Source organism: Natrialba asiatica DSM 12278, from assembly GCF_000337555.1.
GTDB classification, from domain to species: Archaea; Halobacteriota; Halobacteria; order Halobacteriales; family Natrialbaceae; genus Natrialba; species Natrialba asiatica.
In genome coordinates, this window is record NZ_AOIO01000025.1 from 16,131 (window position 1) to 32,133 (window position 16,003).

General features: G+C 63.2%; 12 protein-coding genes and 1 pseudogene. 5 read left to right on the forward strand and 8 right to left on the reverse strand.

Annotated elements, in window-relative coordinates:
* Positions 1–135 precede the first annotated feature (135 nt).
* Together C481_RS10065 and C481_RS10070 are read left to right on the forward strand one after the other, a co-directional pair.
* Positions 136–1,206 carry a Gfo/Idh/MocA family protein gene (locus C481_RS10065; RefSeq protein ID WP_049904582.1) on the forward strand — a complete coding sequence of 357 codons (1,071 nt, stop codon included), beginning with the start codon at positions 136–138 and terminating at the stop codon, positions 1,204–1,206.
* Between the two features lie 188 nt (positions 1,207–1,394).
* Positions 1,395–2,363, forward strand: a complete 969-nt coding sequence (locus tag C481_RS10070; protein WP_006109092.1) for a sugar phosphate isomerase/epimerase family protein — start codon at positions 1,395–1,397, stop codon at positions 2,361–2,363.
* A gap of 93 nt (positions 2,364–2,456) precedes the next feature.
* On the opposite strand, the gene C481_RS10075 is transcribed toward C481_RS10070, so the two are convergent.
* From C481_RS10075 to C481_RS10085, 3 genes are all read right to left on the reverse strand, one after another.
* A complete protein-coding gene (locus C481_RS10075; protein WP_006109093.1) occupies positions 2,457–2,822 on the reverse strand; it encodes a HalOD1 output domain-containing protein in 366 nt (121 codons plus the stop codon).
* Positions 2,823–3,067: 245 nt separating this feature from the next.
* Positions 3,068–3,895, reverse strand: coding sequence for a phosphatase PAP2 family protein (locus tag C481_RS10080; RefSeq protein WP_006109094.1), 828 nt, complete (start codon positions 3,893–3,895; stop codon positions 3,068–3,070).
* 207 nt (positions 3,896–4,102) lie between these two features.
* Positions 4,103–5,929, reverse strand: coding sequence for an ABC transporter substrate-binding protein (locus tag C481_RS10085; RefSeq protein WP_006109095.1), 1,827 nt, complete (start codon positions 5,927–5,929; stop codon positions 4,103–4,105).
* Between the two features lie 442 nt (positions 5,930–6,371).
* Here C481_RS10085 and C481_RS10090 point away from each other — a divergent pair, with 442 nt between their 5' ends.
* The gene (locus tag C481_RS10090; RefSeq protein ID WP_049904583.1) at positions 6,372–7,532 is read left to right on the forward strand and encodes a tubulin/FtsZ family protein; all 1,161 of its coding nucleotides are present in this window, start codon (positions 6,372–6,374) and stop codon (positions 7,530–7,532) included.
* A gap of 398 nt (positions 7,533–7,930) precedes the next feature.
* The gene (locus tag C481_RS10095; protein WP_241434676.1) at positions 7,931–8,080 is read left to right on the forward strand and encodes a hypothetical protein; all 150 of its coding nucleotides are present in this window, start codon (positions 7,931–7,933) and stop codon (positions 8,078–8,080) included.
* Between the two features lie 37 nt (positions 8,081–8,117).
* Here the strand turns inward: C481_RS10095 and C481_RS10100 are convergent, their stop codons facing one another.
* The 3 genes from C481_RS10100 to C481_RS10110 form a co-directional block, all read right to left on the reverse strand.
* Entirely contained in the window at positions 8,118–8,810 is a 693-nt protein-coding gene (locus tag C481_RS10100; protein WP_006109098.1) for a 6-hydroxymethylpterin diphosphokinase MptE-like protein, read from the reverse strand.
* A 188-nt stretch (positions 8,811–8,998) separates the two neighbouring features.
* The gene (folP, locus tag C481_RS10105) at positions 8,999–10,279 is read right to left on the reverse strand and encodes a dihydropteroate synthase (RefSeq protein ID WP_006109099.1); all 1,281 of its coding nucleotides are present in this window, start codon (positions 10,277–10,279) and stop codon (positions 8,999–9,001) included.
* 245 nt (positions 10,280–10,524) lie between these two features.
* The gene (locus tag C481_RS10110; RefSeq protein ID WP_006109100.1) at positions 10,525–11,808 is read right to left on the reverse strand and encodes a Cdc6/Cdc18 family protein; all 1,284 of its coding nucleotides are present in this window, start codon (positions 11,806–11,808) and stop codon (positions 10,525–10,527) included.
* Between the two features lie 934 nt (positions 11,809–12,742).
* On the opposite strand from C481_RS10110, the gene C481_RS10115 reads away from it, so the two are divergent.
* Positions 12,743–13,528, forward strand: coding sequence for an RNA methyltransferase (locus C481_RS10115; protein ID WP_049904584.1), 786 nt, complete (start codon positions 12,743–12,745; stop codon positions 13,526–13,528).
* Between the two features lie 93 nt (positions 13,529–13,621).
* On the opposite strand, the gene gatE is transcribed toward C481_RS10115, so the two are convergent.
* Positions 13,622–15,526: a Glu-tRNA(Gln) amidotransferase subunit GatE gene (gene gatE, locus C481_RS10120; protein WP_006109102.1), complete on the reverse strand. Its 1,905-nt coding sequence runs from the start codon at positions 15,524–15,526 to the stop codon at positions 13,622–13,624.
* 57 nt (positions 15,527–15,583) lie between these two features.
* Positions 15,584–16,003 (reverse strand): annotated as a pseudogene (locus C481_RS10125) (ABC transporter); the annotation flags it as partial.

Consider the following 16,003-nt stretch of genomic DNA (forward strand, 5'->3'; position numbering starts at 1 on the left):
GATATAGCGACAAAGGATGTATTGGCTCGAAACCAGTCGTGTCACTCCCGCCGGTGACTGATGGGGAACCGGGTTCTCCGCAGCCACTTCCCGTCGGATCAGGACGGGGGAGACATCGGCGACTTCACACCTCCAATGACAGACGATCGCACTGACATCAAGACCGGTATCGTCGGCCTCGGAAACATCGGGCAGTATCACGCCGAACGGCTTCGTGAACTCGGTGTTCCGTTAGTCGGCGGCATGGACGTCGCGGCGGAAGCGCGGCGACGATTCGCCAGACGCTACGATGTCGACGTGTACGAAGACCATCAGGAACTGTACGAGACTATCGATGCGGTCGTCATCACGACACCGAACAAGTTTCACGAGGAGTACGCTGTTGACGCCTTCGACCGGGGCATCCACGTTCTGCTCGAAAAGCCCCTGGCACACAGCTACGACAGCGCACAGCGGATCGCAACGGCGGCGAGAGAAACCGATAGCTACTGCATGGTCGGCTTCAACAATCGCTTTGCAAACACCGTCCAAATCGTGAAAAACCGAATCGACCGCGGTGAACTCGGGGAAGTGACTCACGTCGAGGCGAACTACGTCCGACGGCGTGGGATTCCCGGTCGCGGCTCGTGGTTCACCCGGCGACAGATCGCCGGAGGCGGAGCGCTCATCGACCTCGGCGTTCACGCGATCGATCTCGCGCTGTACCTGCTCGGATACCCGGATGTCGAGGAGGTAACCGGCGTCGATCGAAGCGAGTTCGGCTCGCGCGAGGAATACGCCTATCTCGAGATGTGGGGAGACGATACGGGACCGCGAGGGTTCGATGTCGACGACTCGGCCAGTGCGTTCGTTCGCTGTCCGGGAAAGCGAACGATCAGTCTCGAAGTGGCGTGGGCGACGAATCGGCCGACGAGCCACGAGTTCATCGTGCGAGGCACGAGTGCGGCTGCCCGATTCGATCTCCTCGAAGGGGATCTAACGATTTATTCGGCGAGTACGTCCGGGCCGGATCACCTCGAGAATACGTCGATCGAGGCGCGACAGAACGACACGCACACGGCGGAACAGCGGGCGTTTTTCAATCGGATCGTCCGCGACAATGGCAGCGATGGGACCATCGAACAGGCGCTGTCGGTGCAGCAGATCATCGACAGCATCTACCGGTCGAGCGAGGAGGGGAAAACGGTGACACTCGACGACGTGTGAGCGCGCCGGTTCGCCGAACCTCCGAGTCGCCGTCTGACGGGCTACTCTCAGGCAGGTCGACGAAGCCCAATCGTCTGTGAGTGCGCCGGGAAATCGTACAGCAAACCGTACCGTGGCGGCTGGAGCGACGGGTCGCAATCAGTATCGTACCGACATTTTATTTCACCGTCCATCGTTCGTCAGCCCGTATGCAACTCGGCGTTCACACCCCACCGCTTGCCGACGAATCGCTCGAGGGCGCGCTATCGTACCTCGACGAGCAGGGCGTCGACGCGATCGAACCCGGCGTCGGCGGCCACCCCGGCCAGGATCATCTGCCGCGTGCGGAGTATCTCGACGACGAGACGGCCCAGCAGGAACTACAGGACCTGCTCGCAACGTACGAGACGGAGATCAGCGCCCTCGCGGTACACAACAATCCGCTCCACCCCGACGACGAACGTGCGGCGACCGCGGATACCGAACTCCGCGAGGCGATTACGCTCGCCGATCAGCTCGATATCGGCGTCGTCACCTGCTTCTCGGGGCTGCCGGCCGGCGGACCGAACGACGAGGTGCCGAACTGGATCACCGCGCCCTGGCCGCCCGAACACAACGAGGCGCTTTCCTACCAGTGGGAGCAGGCGACCGACTACTGGACGGATATCGCGGCGCACGCTGACACCCACGGCGTCGATATCGCGATCGAGATGCACCCGAATATGCTGGTCTACGAGCCCCACGGGATGGCTCGGCTCCGCGAGGAAACTGGCGACCGAATCGGCGCGAATTTTGACCCGTCACACCTCTACTGGCAGGGCATCACGATCACCGATGCCATCAGGTATCTGGGCGAACGCGATGCGATCCACCACGTCCACGCCAAAGATACCCAAATTTACGACGCACAGGCGCGGGAGAAGGGCGTTCTCGATACGACAGCCTACGACGACGAGCCGAATCGGTCGTGGCTGTTTCGCTCCGTCGGTTACGGCCACGACGAATCACACTGGAAGGACATCGTGTCGACGCTTCGGATGGTCGGCTACGACGGCACGCTCAGTATCGAACACGAGGACTCGCTGACGAGTTCACGCGAGGGCCTGGAGAAGGCGATCGATCTCTTAGAGCGGGCGATATTCGAGACCGAGCCGGGGGAGGCCTACTGGGCGGAGTGACTGCTGCTTGTGGCTGGTGAGTCGAAATCTACTGGAGTGTGGGCAGCCAGCGACCACGGGACCACGACTCGTGGCCACGAACAGAGCGAATCCTCACTCGTCGACGGTCCCAACGGACTCGTCCTCGTCGGCGGTGGTCCCCTCATCCAGGTCGACAGTCCCATCGCTGTAGACGGTCACCGTATACCCCTCGTACTCCAGCCGAACGCGGCCGGGAGCGGCTGATTGTGAACTCGAGGATGGAGCGCCATCAGGGGCCGTGTCGGGCTCCGAGCCGGTGCTGTGAAAGAGGGCATCGAGCGCTTCCGGATTAATGGCGGCGTACAGCGGGTCGTATGCTGGGGGCTCGATGTCGGTGGGGGCAACTCCCTCGCGTGCAGCGATCGCTTCGATGATCGCCTGACTGAGAGAGACCGCTCCCTCGAACTCGGGCGGCGACTGATCGTCCGGGGAGGACATATCGAACGCTAAGGGATTCCAGGGGATAAGGGTGATGGCAGTCCTCGCTGCGGTAGAGACCGTTCACAGACGCTCTCTATGAGGATGTATCGATCGTTCAGTGAAGCGGAAAAACGGAACGTAGCAATTGTGCGTAAATTTGTCATTTGAACCAGTAACTGGCCGGAGAGCGGTCACCCAGCGACGACGGTGGTTGTCCCGGTCACGACCAACGTGACTGACCCGCCAGCGCGAGTGTCGATGCATCATCCGATCGACCGTCCGAGATCACGGATAGAGTAGGAGCGGCCGATATGGACGCTGATGAGCGCGAGCACTGTTCCGGCGACGACATCAGAGAACCAGTGGATGCCGAGGTACATCGTCGAGACGGCGATACTGATCGCGAGGACACCCGAAACGGGGACCCACAGCGGGTACTTCTCGCGCGTCAGCCACGCGAGGAAGAAAACGGTCATCGACAGAGACGTGTGCAGTGAGGGAAAGACGTTCGTACTCTGGTTCACCTGGTTCGTCAGGCGGCGCATCTGTGGGAACCCGTCGTAGAGAAGTCCCTCGAACAACAGCGGATCGAAGTTCCGCGGGCCGTAGGCGATGAAGAGGACGTAACACGCGAGACCGATCGTGTAGTTCACGGTGAACGCGAGCAACAGCGTCGAGAGATCGTCCATCGTCTCCAGCGCGAAGTATGCGATGATCGGGAACAACAGCAGGAAGGCGTACCCGTAGATGTATACGAAGGCGAAGAACGATGTGAGTTCCGGTGACTGGAACGTCTGGAGCGCTGCGACCGGATTCACCGGGAACAACAACTGCTCGAGTTCGAACAGCCGCGGAGTGATGTTGTTCCCGAGCACGCGGTGCTCGATGCGGACGGCGATGTCGACCGTCGACCAGCGCAAAAATAAGACGAGTGCAAGCGTCGCAACCGGGAGGAGGCACATCTCGAGTCGCCATCGAACGTCCTGCAACGCGGTGACGAGTCGGCGCGGCCCGATGACGACGAGTGTCGCCGTCACGAGCATTGTGGCGACCACGAGGGCGAGTTGGAGTACGACGCTGGCGAGAGCCATACGGGAGCCTAGCTACGGCAGGAGGGGATTAATAGCGTCCGGTCGATACCGGAGAAGACGGCGGTCCGCAAAGCAAGACTGCACTGGAATCGGTCGCGGAGCTATCGTCACAACTGCAACGGTTTTCGTTCCGATCCCGTAGCCGTCGTGCGATCGGCTGTACAGCGCCTTGCAGCGGCTCCGATCACGGCAGCGACCGGAAACCAGCTACCGGAGTAACACGCCGTCCTCGTACCGATACCCGATCTCATCGAACAGCCGCCGGACCCGTTCGACATCGAGTTCACCATCGGTTCCGGGAAACCCGGCCAGTGGCAGCGGGTCCGATCGGTCGTCGCTGTCGCGGTAGCCGAGCAACGATTCCTGCGTCGTCGGTGCCGTCGCTAACCCGTCGAAAAGTTCGGAGACGATGTACTCGCGGTCGATCAACCGCGAGAGAATCCGCCGCACGTTCGGATTGCCGAGTTCGGGGTGGTGCGTGTTGTAACCGATCAGGTACATCGACGTACTCGGTGCTGTGAGCAGCGATACCGCGTTGTCGTCGGCGAGTGACTCGATCTGCTCCGGCGGGAGGGGGCTTGCGGTGACGTCGACATCGCCGGCAAGCAGTGCATCGACCATCGTGCCAACGTTCGGCGAAATGTTGTATCTGAGGCCCTCGAACTGGGGGAATCCATCGAGGACGGCGGGCATGTCGGTCGACACCGAATCACGGAGAACGTGATCCGCGACCGGCTCGAGCACGAGTGCGTCCGACCCCGCGTCGCCGAACTCGAGGAGGCCGGAGCCGACGGGTGCGTCGTTGTTGGTCGTCAGGGCTCTGGTCTGGCGTTCGGCGACGAGTTCGGAGCGGGGTTCCCAGATGTGTTGGGGGAGAATCGGGACGGTGAGAAATTGGGCGGCAGCGGGGGCGGTGGTGGTTCCGAACGGGATTTCGAGCGTGAGTCCGTCGACAACCTCGATCTGATCCGGCGTGTCGACGAGCGTCTGGCGGCCGCGATACCGGGGAGCAGGGATGCCGCTGTCGGCTGTACCGAGCGACGTGTCGGCCAGAAGCCGGAACGTGAAGGCGACATCGTCGGCGTCGAGCGGTTCCCCGTCGTGCCAGGTGAGCCCCGGGCGAAGCGAGACCGTCGCGCTGAGTCGACCGGTATCGTCCCAGCGAACGTCGTCAGCGAGCCACGGAATGTATTCCTCAGGGGAGACCGATTCTGCGTTCGACGGGGGTTGGGACGGTGATATTCCGGCAGCGGCCCCCTCCCAACTCTCACTCGGCCGGCGGACGAGCGGCGCGTACACCAGATCGAGCAGCCCGGGGATGCGATTTTGATCGACCGCGATCGGGTTCAGTCGACCCGTTAGGCCGTCGCCGTAGATCCCGACCGTAAGCGGTCCGTCGCGATCACCCGCAGCGGCGGGCGCAGTCGAAAGCAGATCGATGAACTCGATCGCGCGCTGTGGCGGGGCGGGGGCATCGATCGACCGGCGGGTACCACCGATCCGGTCCGGGTATGCGACGACAGTAAACGGAGTCGTCTCCGTGAGGTACTCGAACAACTCGGCGAGCGTCTCACGGCGCGTTTCTCCGCTCTCCGCTCGCTGTTGCTCCAGAAAGTCATCGGCCGTGACAGACGAGAAGTGAAACGGATTCTGCCAGCCGCCCTCACTGACGAACTGCGAGTGCAAGAGCCCATACAGGTCATCGAACTCGGCGAATCCCGGATGCCTGATGACGAACACGTCGTACTCCCCCTCGAGAAGTACGTCCCGATACAGCTCTGACTCGGTGATCGGCTCGGGAGACACATCGATTCCAGCCGCCTCGACGTTCTCCCGGAACCGACTCACGATCATCGACGCCATCGCGTCGTCGTCCGCGGGGACCGTCTTGATCGTGAGCGCGACCTGGTCGGGGCCGTTGTTTTCCGCGCGCGACCAGAATCGCTCCGCACAGCCGGCGAGCGCGCTCACGCTCAGTCCGCTTGCACCTGCCAAGAGGTGTCGCCGCGACAGCGACGGAGCGCCTCGCGTCATATCAGGACCGGTACGTAACCGCGATGTATAGGACTTACTTTCACAGCGACACATCAACGTCGTCAAGCAACGTCCGAACTCGCAGCGGGCTGGGGCTACTCGAGTCGCCCTGTCGAGCAAGCAAACGCAGAACTCACGCCCCGGTGTCGAACGACTAGTCGAATCCATAGCAGGCACCTCGGTGCGAACGCTCAGTAGGCGATGACTATCACGAGTTCAGGATTGTTGCAGACTGGTGACGTTCTTTCCTCCGTTCGTATGCCCGCCATAACAATAGCTGCATCCGGTTACTATCGATTCGTGGCACCAGTTCGCACGTTCCGGATCGAGCGAGCGGTCCGGTGAGTCAGAAATCGTCCGCGTGGCGGACGAGCACTCGACGGCCCGAGCGCTCGAGAACTCGACCGATCACGGAACGGGTGAACGACCACGAGAGACAACCATGAAGCTCGCACTCATCGGCTTTGGGCAAGCAGGCGGAAAGATCGTCGACGAGTTCCTGGCGTACGACAGCGCCATCGACAACAGTTTCGTCGAGGCTGCAATCGCGGTGAACTCCGCGACGACGGATCTCCGGGGACTCGATCACGTTCCACAGGAGAACCGCGTTCTCATCGGGCAGGCGCGCGTGAAGGGACACGGCGTCGGTGCGGACAACGAACTCGGGGCGGCAGTAACCGAGGCTGACATCGACGAGATCCAGGGCGCGATCGACCGCGTACCGGTTCACGAGATCGACGCGTTCCTGATCGTTGCCGGCATGGGCGGCGGCACCGGCTCCGGCGGCGCACCGGTGCTCGCACGCCACCTGAAACGAATCCACACCGAACCCGTCTACGGGCTCGGAATCCTTCCCGGAACGGACGAGGGCGGCATCTACACGCTCAACGCCGCCCGATCGTTCAAGACGCTCGTCGACGAGGTCGACAACCTGCTCGTCTTCGACAACGACGCCTGGCGCAGCGCCGGCGAATCCGTCGGCAGCGGCTACGACCGGATCAACCGCGAAATCGTCGAGCGGTTTGGACTGCTGTTCGCCGCCGGCGAGGTCGGTCAGAACGACCACGTCGCCGAGAGCGTCGTCGACTCCTCGGAGATCATCAACACGCTCGAGAGCGGCGTCTCGACCATCGGTTACGCCAGCGAAACCGTCGAGTCCGCGAACGACGGGCTGCTCTCGTCGTTCCGCTCCGACACCGAGTTCGACGAAGGCACCGCGACGAACCGGATGACGAGCCTCGTCCGGAAGGCGACGCTCGGTCGGCTCACCCTCCCGTGTGACGCCGCAAGCGCCGATCGCGGTCTCGTCGTCGCGACCGGCTCGCCGGAGCACCTGAACCGCAAGGGCGTCGAACGCGGTCGCCAGTGGCTCGAAGACGAAACCGGTAGCATGGAAATCCGCGGCGGCGACTACCCGCTCCCCGGCCGCGACGATGTGGGCGCGATCGTCCTCCTTTCGGGCGTGACCGCCGTCCCGCGGATCGACCAGCTCCAGCAGGTTGCGATCGAAGCCCAGGAAACAACCGAAACGGTCCGGGCGAACGCACAGGAAGACTTCGCCACGCTGGTCGACACCGGCGGTGAACTCGACGCGCTGTTTTGAGACGGTCGGATTTCGCGAGTAAAGCGACGCGCGTTTCGTGTTCTTTCCGGTCGGTGAGAGTGAGTCAGTCTCGATCGTCTGCAACGCTGCGTTCGTTCGTGAGCGGAACGGAACGGTCACAAAAATCAGCCAGGAGGCATTAATCCGGGGCACATATACTCCCCCTCTCGGCCGCGCAATGACCGTTTACCCGCCCGTCATCGAGCGACTAAGCCCCGGTACCAGTCGACGTGACGCCGGTGCAACGGTACTGATGCTGAACGCCCCCGACAAAATCGAGTCGACGACTGGTTGTCGGCGGCGTCAGTCGCCGTAACCGGACAATAACGAACTGTGATATGATCGACCGATCGAGTATGAGGAGACAGCACCGGACTGGCTGGGGGGCAAAATTATCGATGCGAGAGGCAGTCAAATCCGTCCTTCTCGGACACGACGAGGCGACAACGGTCGAGGAGTGTCGTCGCTGCGGGCGGACGACCGACACGCCGAATACCGTCTGCCCAACCTGCGGTTGTACGGAAATCGTCACGTATCGAATCGAATAGCACGGTAAACACTTCTGGAACGGGTCACGAGAGACCGTTACGCCAGCGGCAACGCATCGATCGCCTCTCGTCGCCCATCGAGCACACTGAACCGCTCCTCGCGGCGGCTCTCGAGCCATCGAAGCAACCGCTCCGCCCATGCGAGCTTCCGCGCTTTCATCGAACTCACCGTCTCGTCGTCGAAATCCCACCCGACGAAAACCAACCGGGCCGCACCGAGGTGATCCGCAAGAAACGCCGCCCGGTCGCCGTCGGTGAACCCCCCGAAATTCCGGACCGGCCCCCGCGGCTCCACCTGCGTCGTCGGCAGGACGAACTCGTCGGCACAATCCGGCACGACGCGCCGAATCGCCGGCACATTGTCTCCGTGGGCGTGAACTGCTACCGGAACGCCGTCTGCGGTGAGTCGTCGAACCGTCTCCGGGTTCTTATCCAGGTCCGTAACCATACAGTCCACCTCGATGCCGTTCGACGCGAGCACGTCGACTGCCGTTGAGGCCGCGACGACCACATCGACGGCCCGCGCTCGGTCGAGTTCAGGGTCGGTTTCGAGCGACGGGCCGGCACCCGCGATGGCGACGGTCGCACCGTCGACCGGCGAAAGCGCGTCGAGGTCGAACGGCGCCGTGAGCGAGGCGAGCACGTCGCGGGCCCGCTCGTCGCCGCTGCGCTCGTAGCCGAACTCGCGACGGATTTCCTCGTAGACGGGGTTCCAGGAATCGAATTCCATTATCGAGAGATGGGCGCACGTACAGTTGTGTGATTCGGCTTTGACTGCGCCAGCGTCGCCACTCCGGAGCGTAACACCACAATAATTCCGTGTTGTGGGCCGGGGGTCGCCTCCAAAGTACCCCTACCCGGGAGGCCGCCCGGCGTCCAGTCTTCCATTTCGAAGCCTTCGGTATAAGCTTTCTCTTACTACAGTAGGTTGTCGAGTTCGCGCCCGAGTTGACCGGTATCCTCACCAGACGTCCTGAGACGACGAGAAACGGCCGAAAGGCTGGCTACCGTTCCGATGAGGAGCGAACGGTCGTCGGCCGTTTCGAACAGTTCGACGGGCGTCGTGCGACCACTGCCGTCGCCGCCGCTAGTACCACGACGGCTACCGCGTCCACAATCACCAGTGCGAGCGTTTGCACGCTCCGAGCGAACGGTTTCGACGGCCGCCGTCAGCTGCTCGCGCTGGCTTGCAGACAGCCCCTCGAGTTCGAACGCGTGTGGCTGGAACGCAGCTGCAATCGCGGTGTCGACGCCTCGCTCGTCGAGGTGGCGGCGAAACGTCCGCGTCGAATCGATATCGAGTCTCGAAACGGTGACGGACTCGGTCATCGAACTCGCCCGTTCGGTGAACGCAGCGCCGATACGCGCCGCGTCGCGCGTTTCCGCCACGTCGTGAGTTCGGATCACGTGGGCACCGCGTTCGACCGCCATCGAGGTTGCCGCGAGACTAACCGGGAGTCGATCCGCGGTCTCGCGGTCTGCGATCGCACCGAGGAAGTTCTTCCGGTTGATCGAGACCAGCATCGGCCGTCCGAGCGCGCGGAACTCGCGGAGCCGTCGGAACGTCTCCCGGTCGTCGTCGAGCGTCTGCGCCCCGCTCCAGCCGCCGAACGCGGGATCGATAATCGTCTTGTCCGTGAGTCCGTTCTGCTTTAACGCCTCGTAGACCTGATCGACGTAGTCGGCCTCGGCTGCCCACGCGGGGGATTTTCGGGCCGCCCAGTCGGTTTCCTCGACCGCGCCGGGACGCTCGAGATCCGGCGGACTCGCCATCTTCGCGACAGCCGCGTCGTGGGCCGCACAGACGGTCGGCAGTTCGGGATCGGCGAACCCAGCGATGTCGTTGACCATGTCGAACCCCCGTGAGAGGGCGGCGTCCGCGACCTCGTGGTAGCGCGTTTCGATCGAGAAGATCGCGTCGCCGGAGACGCTTTCGATCGTGTCGAGGGCGACGCGGAGCCGTTCGAGTTCGTCCTCGGCCGAGAGCACGCCGAAGCGTTTGTTCGCCGACTCGAGACCGATATCGACGATGTCGGCACCCTCGTCGATCAGTTCCTCGTCGACGTACCGGGCCGCCTCGCCGGGGTCGTCGTAGACGCTCGGATCGTAGGGCGACTCCTCGCTGACGTTCAACACACCCATGATCCGCGGCGGGAACTCGTCGCCGATGCCGAGTCCGGCCGCGTCGACACTGTTCATACCCCGAGTGAGGAGCGGAGACGGAAAATCGACGCGGTTGCGGCGAAGGGGCTACGCACGGATCACGGATGCGAACGATGGAACCGTCCTTTGGGGGGTCATACAGGAACCAGATCATCGAGGAGCCAGACCATCACAGGTGGCAGTAGTCATCCGGTGATAGCCAGTGCCGAGCGATACTACCCAATGGTGGGCGATGATGCTGGCACTGACTGATACTAACCGATCCTGATCAAGGTTGAGAGTTATGCCCAGTGACCCACACTCGATTGCTCGTCGTCCGTATCCTGGGATTCCTCGCTCGCTCCCTCCTCCAGCGGCGCGAGTCGTGAATCACGCAGCAGGACCTTCTTCACTATCGACGGATTCTCGAGCAACCGATGTTTCGCGTGCGCCCCGCGCCCGCGCCCCCGACCCTCGCGTTCGGACTGGATCACGTTGAGGAAGTTCTGCTCCTGGAGGATCTCCTGCACGCGGCGTTCCGAGAGCACGTCGAAATCGAGTCGGTTCGCGACTTCCTTGTACTGGTTGTAGATGATCTTCGTCGGGAACTCCTTTTCCGTGCTGTTCTCGGTGAGCAGCGTCAGCGAATACAGAATCGCTTTGGCCTGCTGTGGCGAGCCCTCGATGAGTTCGTTGAACCGGTCGGCTTCGGTCTTCTCTTTGGCGTCGCGGACGTGATCTGCCGTCACGCGCGTGGCGTTTTGCTTCTTTGCGATCCGGCCCGCGTTCCGGAGGATGTCGATTGCCTTTCGCGCGTCCCCGTGTTCTTGCGCGGCGAGCGCTGCGGTCAGCGGAATCACGTCCCCCGAGAGCACGCCGTCGTGGAACGCGTCGCGGCGCTTTTCCAGGATTTCGACCAGTTGATTGGCGTCGTACGGAGAGAAGACGAGTTCGTCGCGAGAGAGGCTCGATTTGACGCGTTCGGAGAGGTGGTCGGGAAAGTCTATCTTGTTCGAGATGCCGATGATGCCGATGCTCGAATCCGAGATACGGCGGTTCTCGCCCGCTCGCGAGAGTTTGCGCAGGACTTCGTCGTCTTCGAGCATGTCGATCTCGTCGAGAATAACGATAGTCACGTCGGTGCACTGGTCGACGGCTTGCCAGAGGCGTTTGTAGTAGTCGCCGGTACCCAGGCCGCGGTCGGGAACGGTGATGCCGCTTTGATTCGAGTCGTTGACGATCTGGGCGATCGTCTTGATGATCGAAGCCTCGGTGTTCTGTTCGCCACAGTCGATGAACGCGTACTTTACTGTCACGTCGTCGCGTCGGGCCTCCGAAATCACGCGCTTTGTTACCGAGCGCGAGATGAGCGACTTTCCGGTGCCGGTCTTGCCGAAGATGAACAGGTGGTTTGGCTCGCTCCCGAAAATAGCCGGGTTCAGCGCGTCCGCCACCCGTTGCATCTGCTCGTCGCGGCCGACGATGCGGTCCGGGCCGGGCAGATGCGTGATTTCGAGCAATCGCTCGTCGGCGAAGACCGGATCGTCGTACCGAAAGAGCGGGTCACGATCGTCGTTGGCGGACATTGCAGTACCGGGTGTCTTCCAACTGGACTGAAATAAAGGTATGGAGATCGATCGCGGATGTAAATAAGGCTCGTTCGAGTCTCAAACGCCATAATAGAGGAAGTACTCGGGATAGGACCGGAATAGCCGGCCTCGCGCTTCTAACGACACCCGTGCGAGCGTGGAAGTTCGCACGACGACTCCACGCCCCCTGACACCCCCGTCGCGGATGTAAATTCACGACACGGAAGCGCGGTCCGAACGCGAAAACAGCCGCTACGAATGCGTTTCCGGAACCGGAGACAGTCACCGAACTGGCGGAGAATCCGTACGAGTTCAGCGATAAAACTAGGAGCACCGTTTCGACGGTGACTGGCGCGACTGGTACGTCGGGACACACACCCCCGTCGCGGATGTAACGCCGAAAGGGGCGGGGTGGTATTCTCGCAAGTCCCTATTTCGGAAAATACGATGGGTTTCGAAGCGGATCTTACATCCGCGGGACAGGTGTGTTGTCAAACAGACCCTCCCCACGCAAACGGCGTTACAAACGCGAGGGTGGTGTGTCCCTCTTCCACAACGCGACAACATGTTCGCTATCCCGCCGGTTTGCGGCTTCGATCGTTTCTTGCGGACGGTAGCGTGAGGACGCGAGCATGGATTTAACGCAGACGAAAGGCGGGGAATACGACGCAAAAGCGGGAAAAAGCGGTGTGGTATCGTCTCTCTAGTCTAGCTAGATTTAGTTATATCTACCTAACTAGTCTAGCTAGACTAGAACCGTTCTAGACGAAAGAAACAGAACACAACACCCGCACGGTACCCGAACGGGAGCCGCAATACTCTCGCTATGGACGACTCGACAGCTGTCGATCGTAACGGCGACTCGACCGCACCGACGAACACGTCACTTTTGACCGCTCGTTCGATACTCTGTACACACACTCCCGCCGTCATGACCGACACTCACACCTCTTCGCACGGATCCGACGCGTCCGCTCCGGACCACCGAACGCCACCAGCAGTCGCCGTCGTCGACGCCAAATTCTCCGGCAACGTCGGTACCATCGCCAGGGCCATGAAGAACTTCGGGTTCTCCGATCTGCTGCTCGTCGACCCGCCCGAACTCGATCCCGACGGCGAGGCCTACGGCTTCGCCGGCCACGCCCGCGAGGACGTCCTCCCGAACGCGACCGAACTCTCCTTCGACGAACTCGCCTCGTCCTACCACACAATCGGCTGTACCGCCGTCACGAACGAAGACGACCGCAGCCACGTTCGATTTCCGTTCTCGACGCCCGCTGAACTCGCCGACCGACTCCCGACCGTCGACGCGCCGACCGCGCTCGTTTTCGGCCGCGAGCGCGTCGGCCTGACCAACGACGAACTCGCTCGCATCGACGAAATCTGCTCGATTCCAGCGAACGAGGAGTATCCCGTCCTCAACCTCGGCCAGGCCGCGACGGTTACGCTCTACGAACTGCGCTCGCTCGCGCTCGACGCGGACGAGACGCAACTCCCCGATGTCGACCGAGTTCGTGCGTCCGAACAGACGATCGACCGGGTCTACGACCAGTGGAGTGCGCTCCTCGAGACGATCAACCATCCCCCGGAAAAGCGCGAGAAAGCGATGCGAATGCTCCGGCGCGTCTACGGCCGTGCCGACCTCACGGAACGCGAGGCGAACACGCTCCTCGGTCTGGTTCGTCGGGCGGCAGAGCGGCCGGCGGAACGGGACTGAAGGGGTCACCAGACCACCGATTGTAGTACCGGTGGCCACCGCCGGTCTGAGATTTCCGGGACGGTTATCTCCAGTCGGCGTTCGACGACGCGCTCACGCTCGCTTTTGAATCTCCTCGCGGAGCAACTGACTCACGAGGTCGCCGTCCGCCTTTCCGCGAAGCGCACCCATGCACTCGCCCATGAGCCCGGAGAACGCCTGCATTCCCTCCGCTTCGACCTGTTCTTCGTTGCGCTCGACGACCTCGACAACGGCCTCTCGCACCGCCGCCTCGTCGGCCCCGCCCAGTCCGGCTTCCTCGGCGACCTCCTCGGCGGTCCGATCGGGCTCCGCCGCCAGCGCGGTCAACAGATCCGGCACCCCCTCGTTCGGCAGGTCGCCACCCTCGACCATCTCGAGGACCGAGACGATGTGGGTCTCCGTGAGCCGTTCGACGGGCACGTCGTCGCGCCGGAGTTCAGTGAGCGTTGATTCGAGCGTCGTCGCGGCGAGGGTCGGATCGACGCCATCATTGTCACCGTCACCGCCGCCGACTACCTCCTCGAACAGCGGCATGTGCTTGCCGTAGGCGACCTGCTCGGCCAGTCCCTCGCTCAGACCGAACTCGTCCTGGTAGCGTTCGACCTTCTCGGTCAGGAGTTCGGGTTCTGGGACCTCGCTCGGGTCCGGTTCGACCGGCGGCACGTCCGTTTCCGGGTACATCCGCGCCGCACCGGGAAGCGGGCGGAGATAGCGGGTCGTGCCGTCGTCGTTCGCGCCGCGGGTTTCCTCGGGGACCCCTTCCAGCGCGGTTGCAGCCCGTTCGGCGGCGGCCTCGATCGCCGCCTCGGCTACGTCGGTGTCGGCGGCGACGATGGCGACGGCGTCCGCCGATCCTGCGCCGACCGCGTCACGAAGCGCCGCAACCTCGTCGTCGGTCACCCCGTAGGCCGGGAGTTCGTCGGTGTGGAAGATGCCGCCCGCACCGTGGCGTTTGGCGTGATCGGAGAGTTCGGTGCCGAGTCGTCGGTCGGGAGCGATCTCTCGGCCGACGAGTTCGTCGAAGCCGTAGAGGGGGACGCCCATGACCGATCCGTCGTCGTCGAGCGCGCCGGCGATGACGCCGCTGTCGGTGTCCTCGAACACGGCGGTCACGTCCCGTACCTCGCCCACGGACGCCTCGCGCGCTTCGAGTTCGTCGCGGATGGCGACGAGTTCGACCTGGCGGGCGGTCTCGGTGCGGACGATGTCGTCGATGTCGTCGAGACTCTGGACGCCCTTGATCTCGACGCGTGCGCCGTCGGCGATGGAGACGTTGACGTCCTGGCGGATCGTCCCGAGGCCGCGCTTGACCTTGCCCGTCGAGCGCAGGAGCATGCCGATGCGTTCTGCGGCTTCGAGCGCCTGTTCGGGCGTCGAGATGTCCGGTCGCGTGCCGATCTCGACCAGCGGGATGCCGAGCCGATCCAGACTGTAGCGCACGCCGTCGTCGGTCTCTTCGACGCGCTGGGCGCTTTCCTCCTCCAGCATGAGATCCTCGATGCCGACCGCGCCTTCGCTGGTCTCGATTTCGCCGCCGGTCGCCATGAGCGTCGAGCGCTGGAAGCCCGAGGTGTTCGAGCCGTCGACGACGATCTTGCGCATGACGTGGGCCTGGTCGACGGGCGACATGTCCATCAGCTGGGCGATCTCGAGGACCGTCTCGAGCGCCTCCGCGTCCAGCTCGTGAGGCGGCTCGTCGTCCTCCTCGACGAGACAGGTCGAATCGTACGCGAGATAGGTGAACTCGCGGTCGACGCGGCTCTCTTCGAGGGCGGCCTCGTCGATCTCGCCGAGTTCGCTCCGGGTGGGGTGGAGGTAGCGCGTGAACGTCCGTGCTGCCTCTTCGGGTTCGCGAAGGGTGGTCGGACACTGACAGAACAGTTTCGTCGCCGTATCGAGTTGCTGGTGGATTTCCAGCCCGGCGACGAGGCCGAGTTCGTCGTAATCGTACTCGGTCTCGCGTTCGCGTGCGGTCATTGCGCGGTAGTCGGTGACGGAGGGGTAAAAAACCGTCCAGTTGCGGTCTGGTCGCGTCTAGTCGTCCGACGACTCGTGCGGCGGCGTCGGGCCGTCCGCCGCGCTGTCCGCGTTCGCAGGGGTCCCTTTATCGTCCGCCATCGTTGTATCCGCGGGCCGTCCGGTGCCCTGGCGCTGTTCGGCGCGCCCCGACTCCGAAAGCGCGGTTGCGACTCCTTCGAGCACGCTCTCGGGTGGCACCTCGACCCCGCGCTCCCGGCAGGCCTCGTACCGCGTTCGCACCGCCTCGCCCGACCCCACCTCGCTCGTCGTTTCCTCCTCGCCCGTCCTCGCCCCGCTTCGATCGGCGACCCGTTGCGTTTCCACGACGACCGGCCGCTCGACGGACGCGACGAGTTCGAGAACGCGCCCGGTTTCGCCGCCCAGTTCGGGATCGGCGAGGATCGTCGCGTCGGCGGCGTCGATGCACGCGGCGAG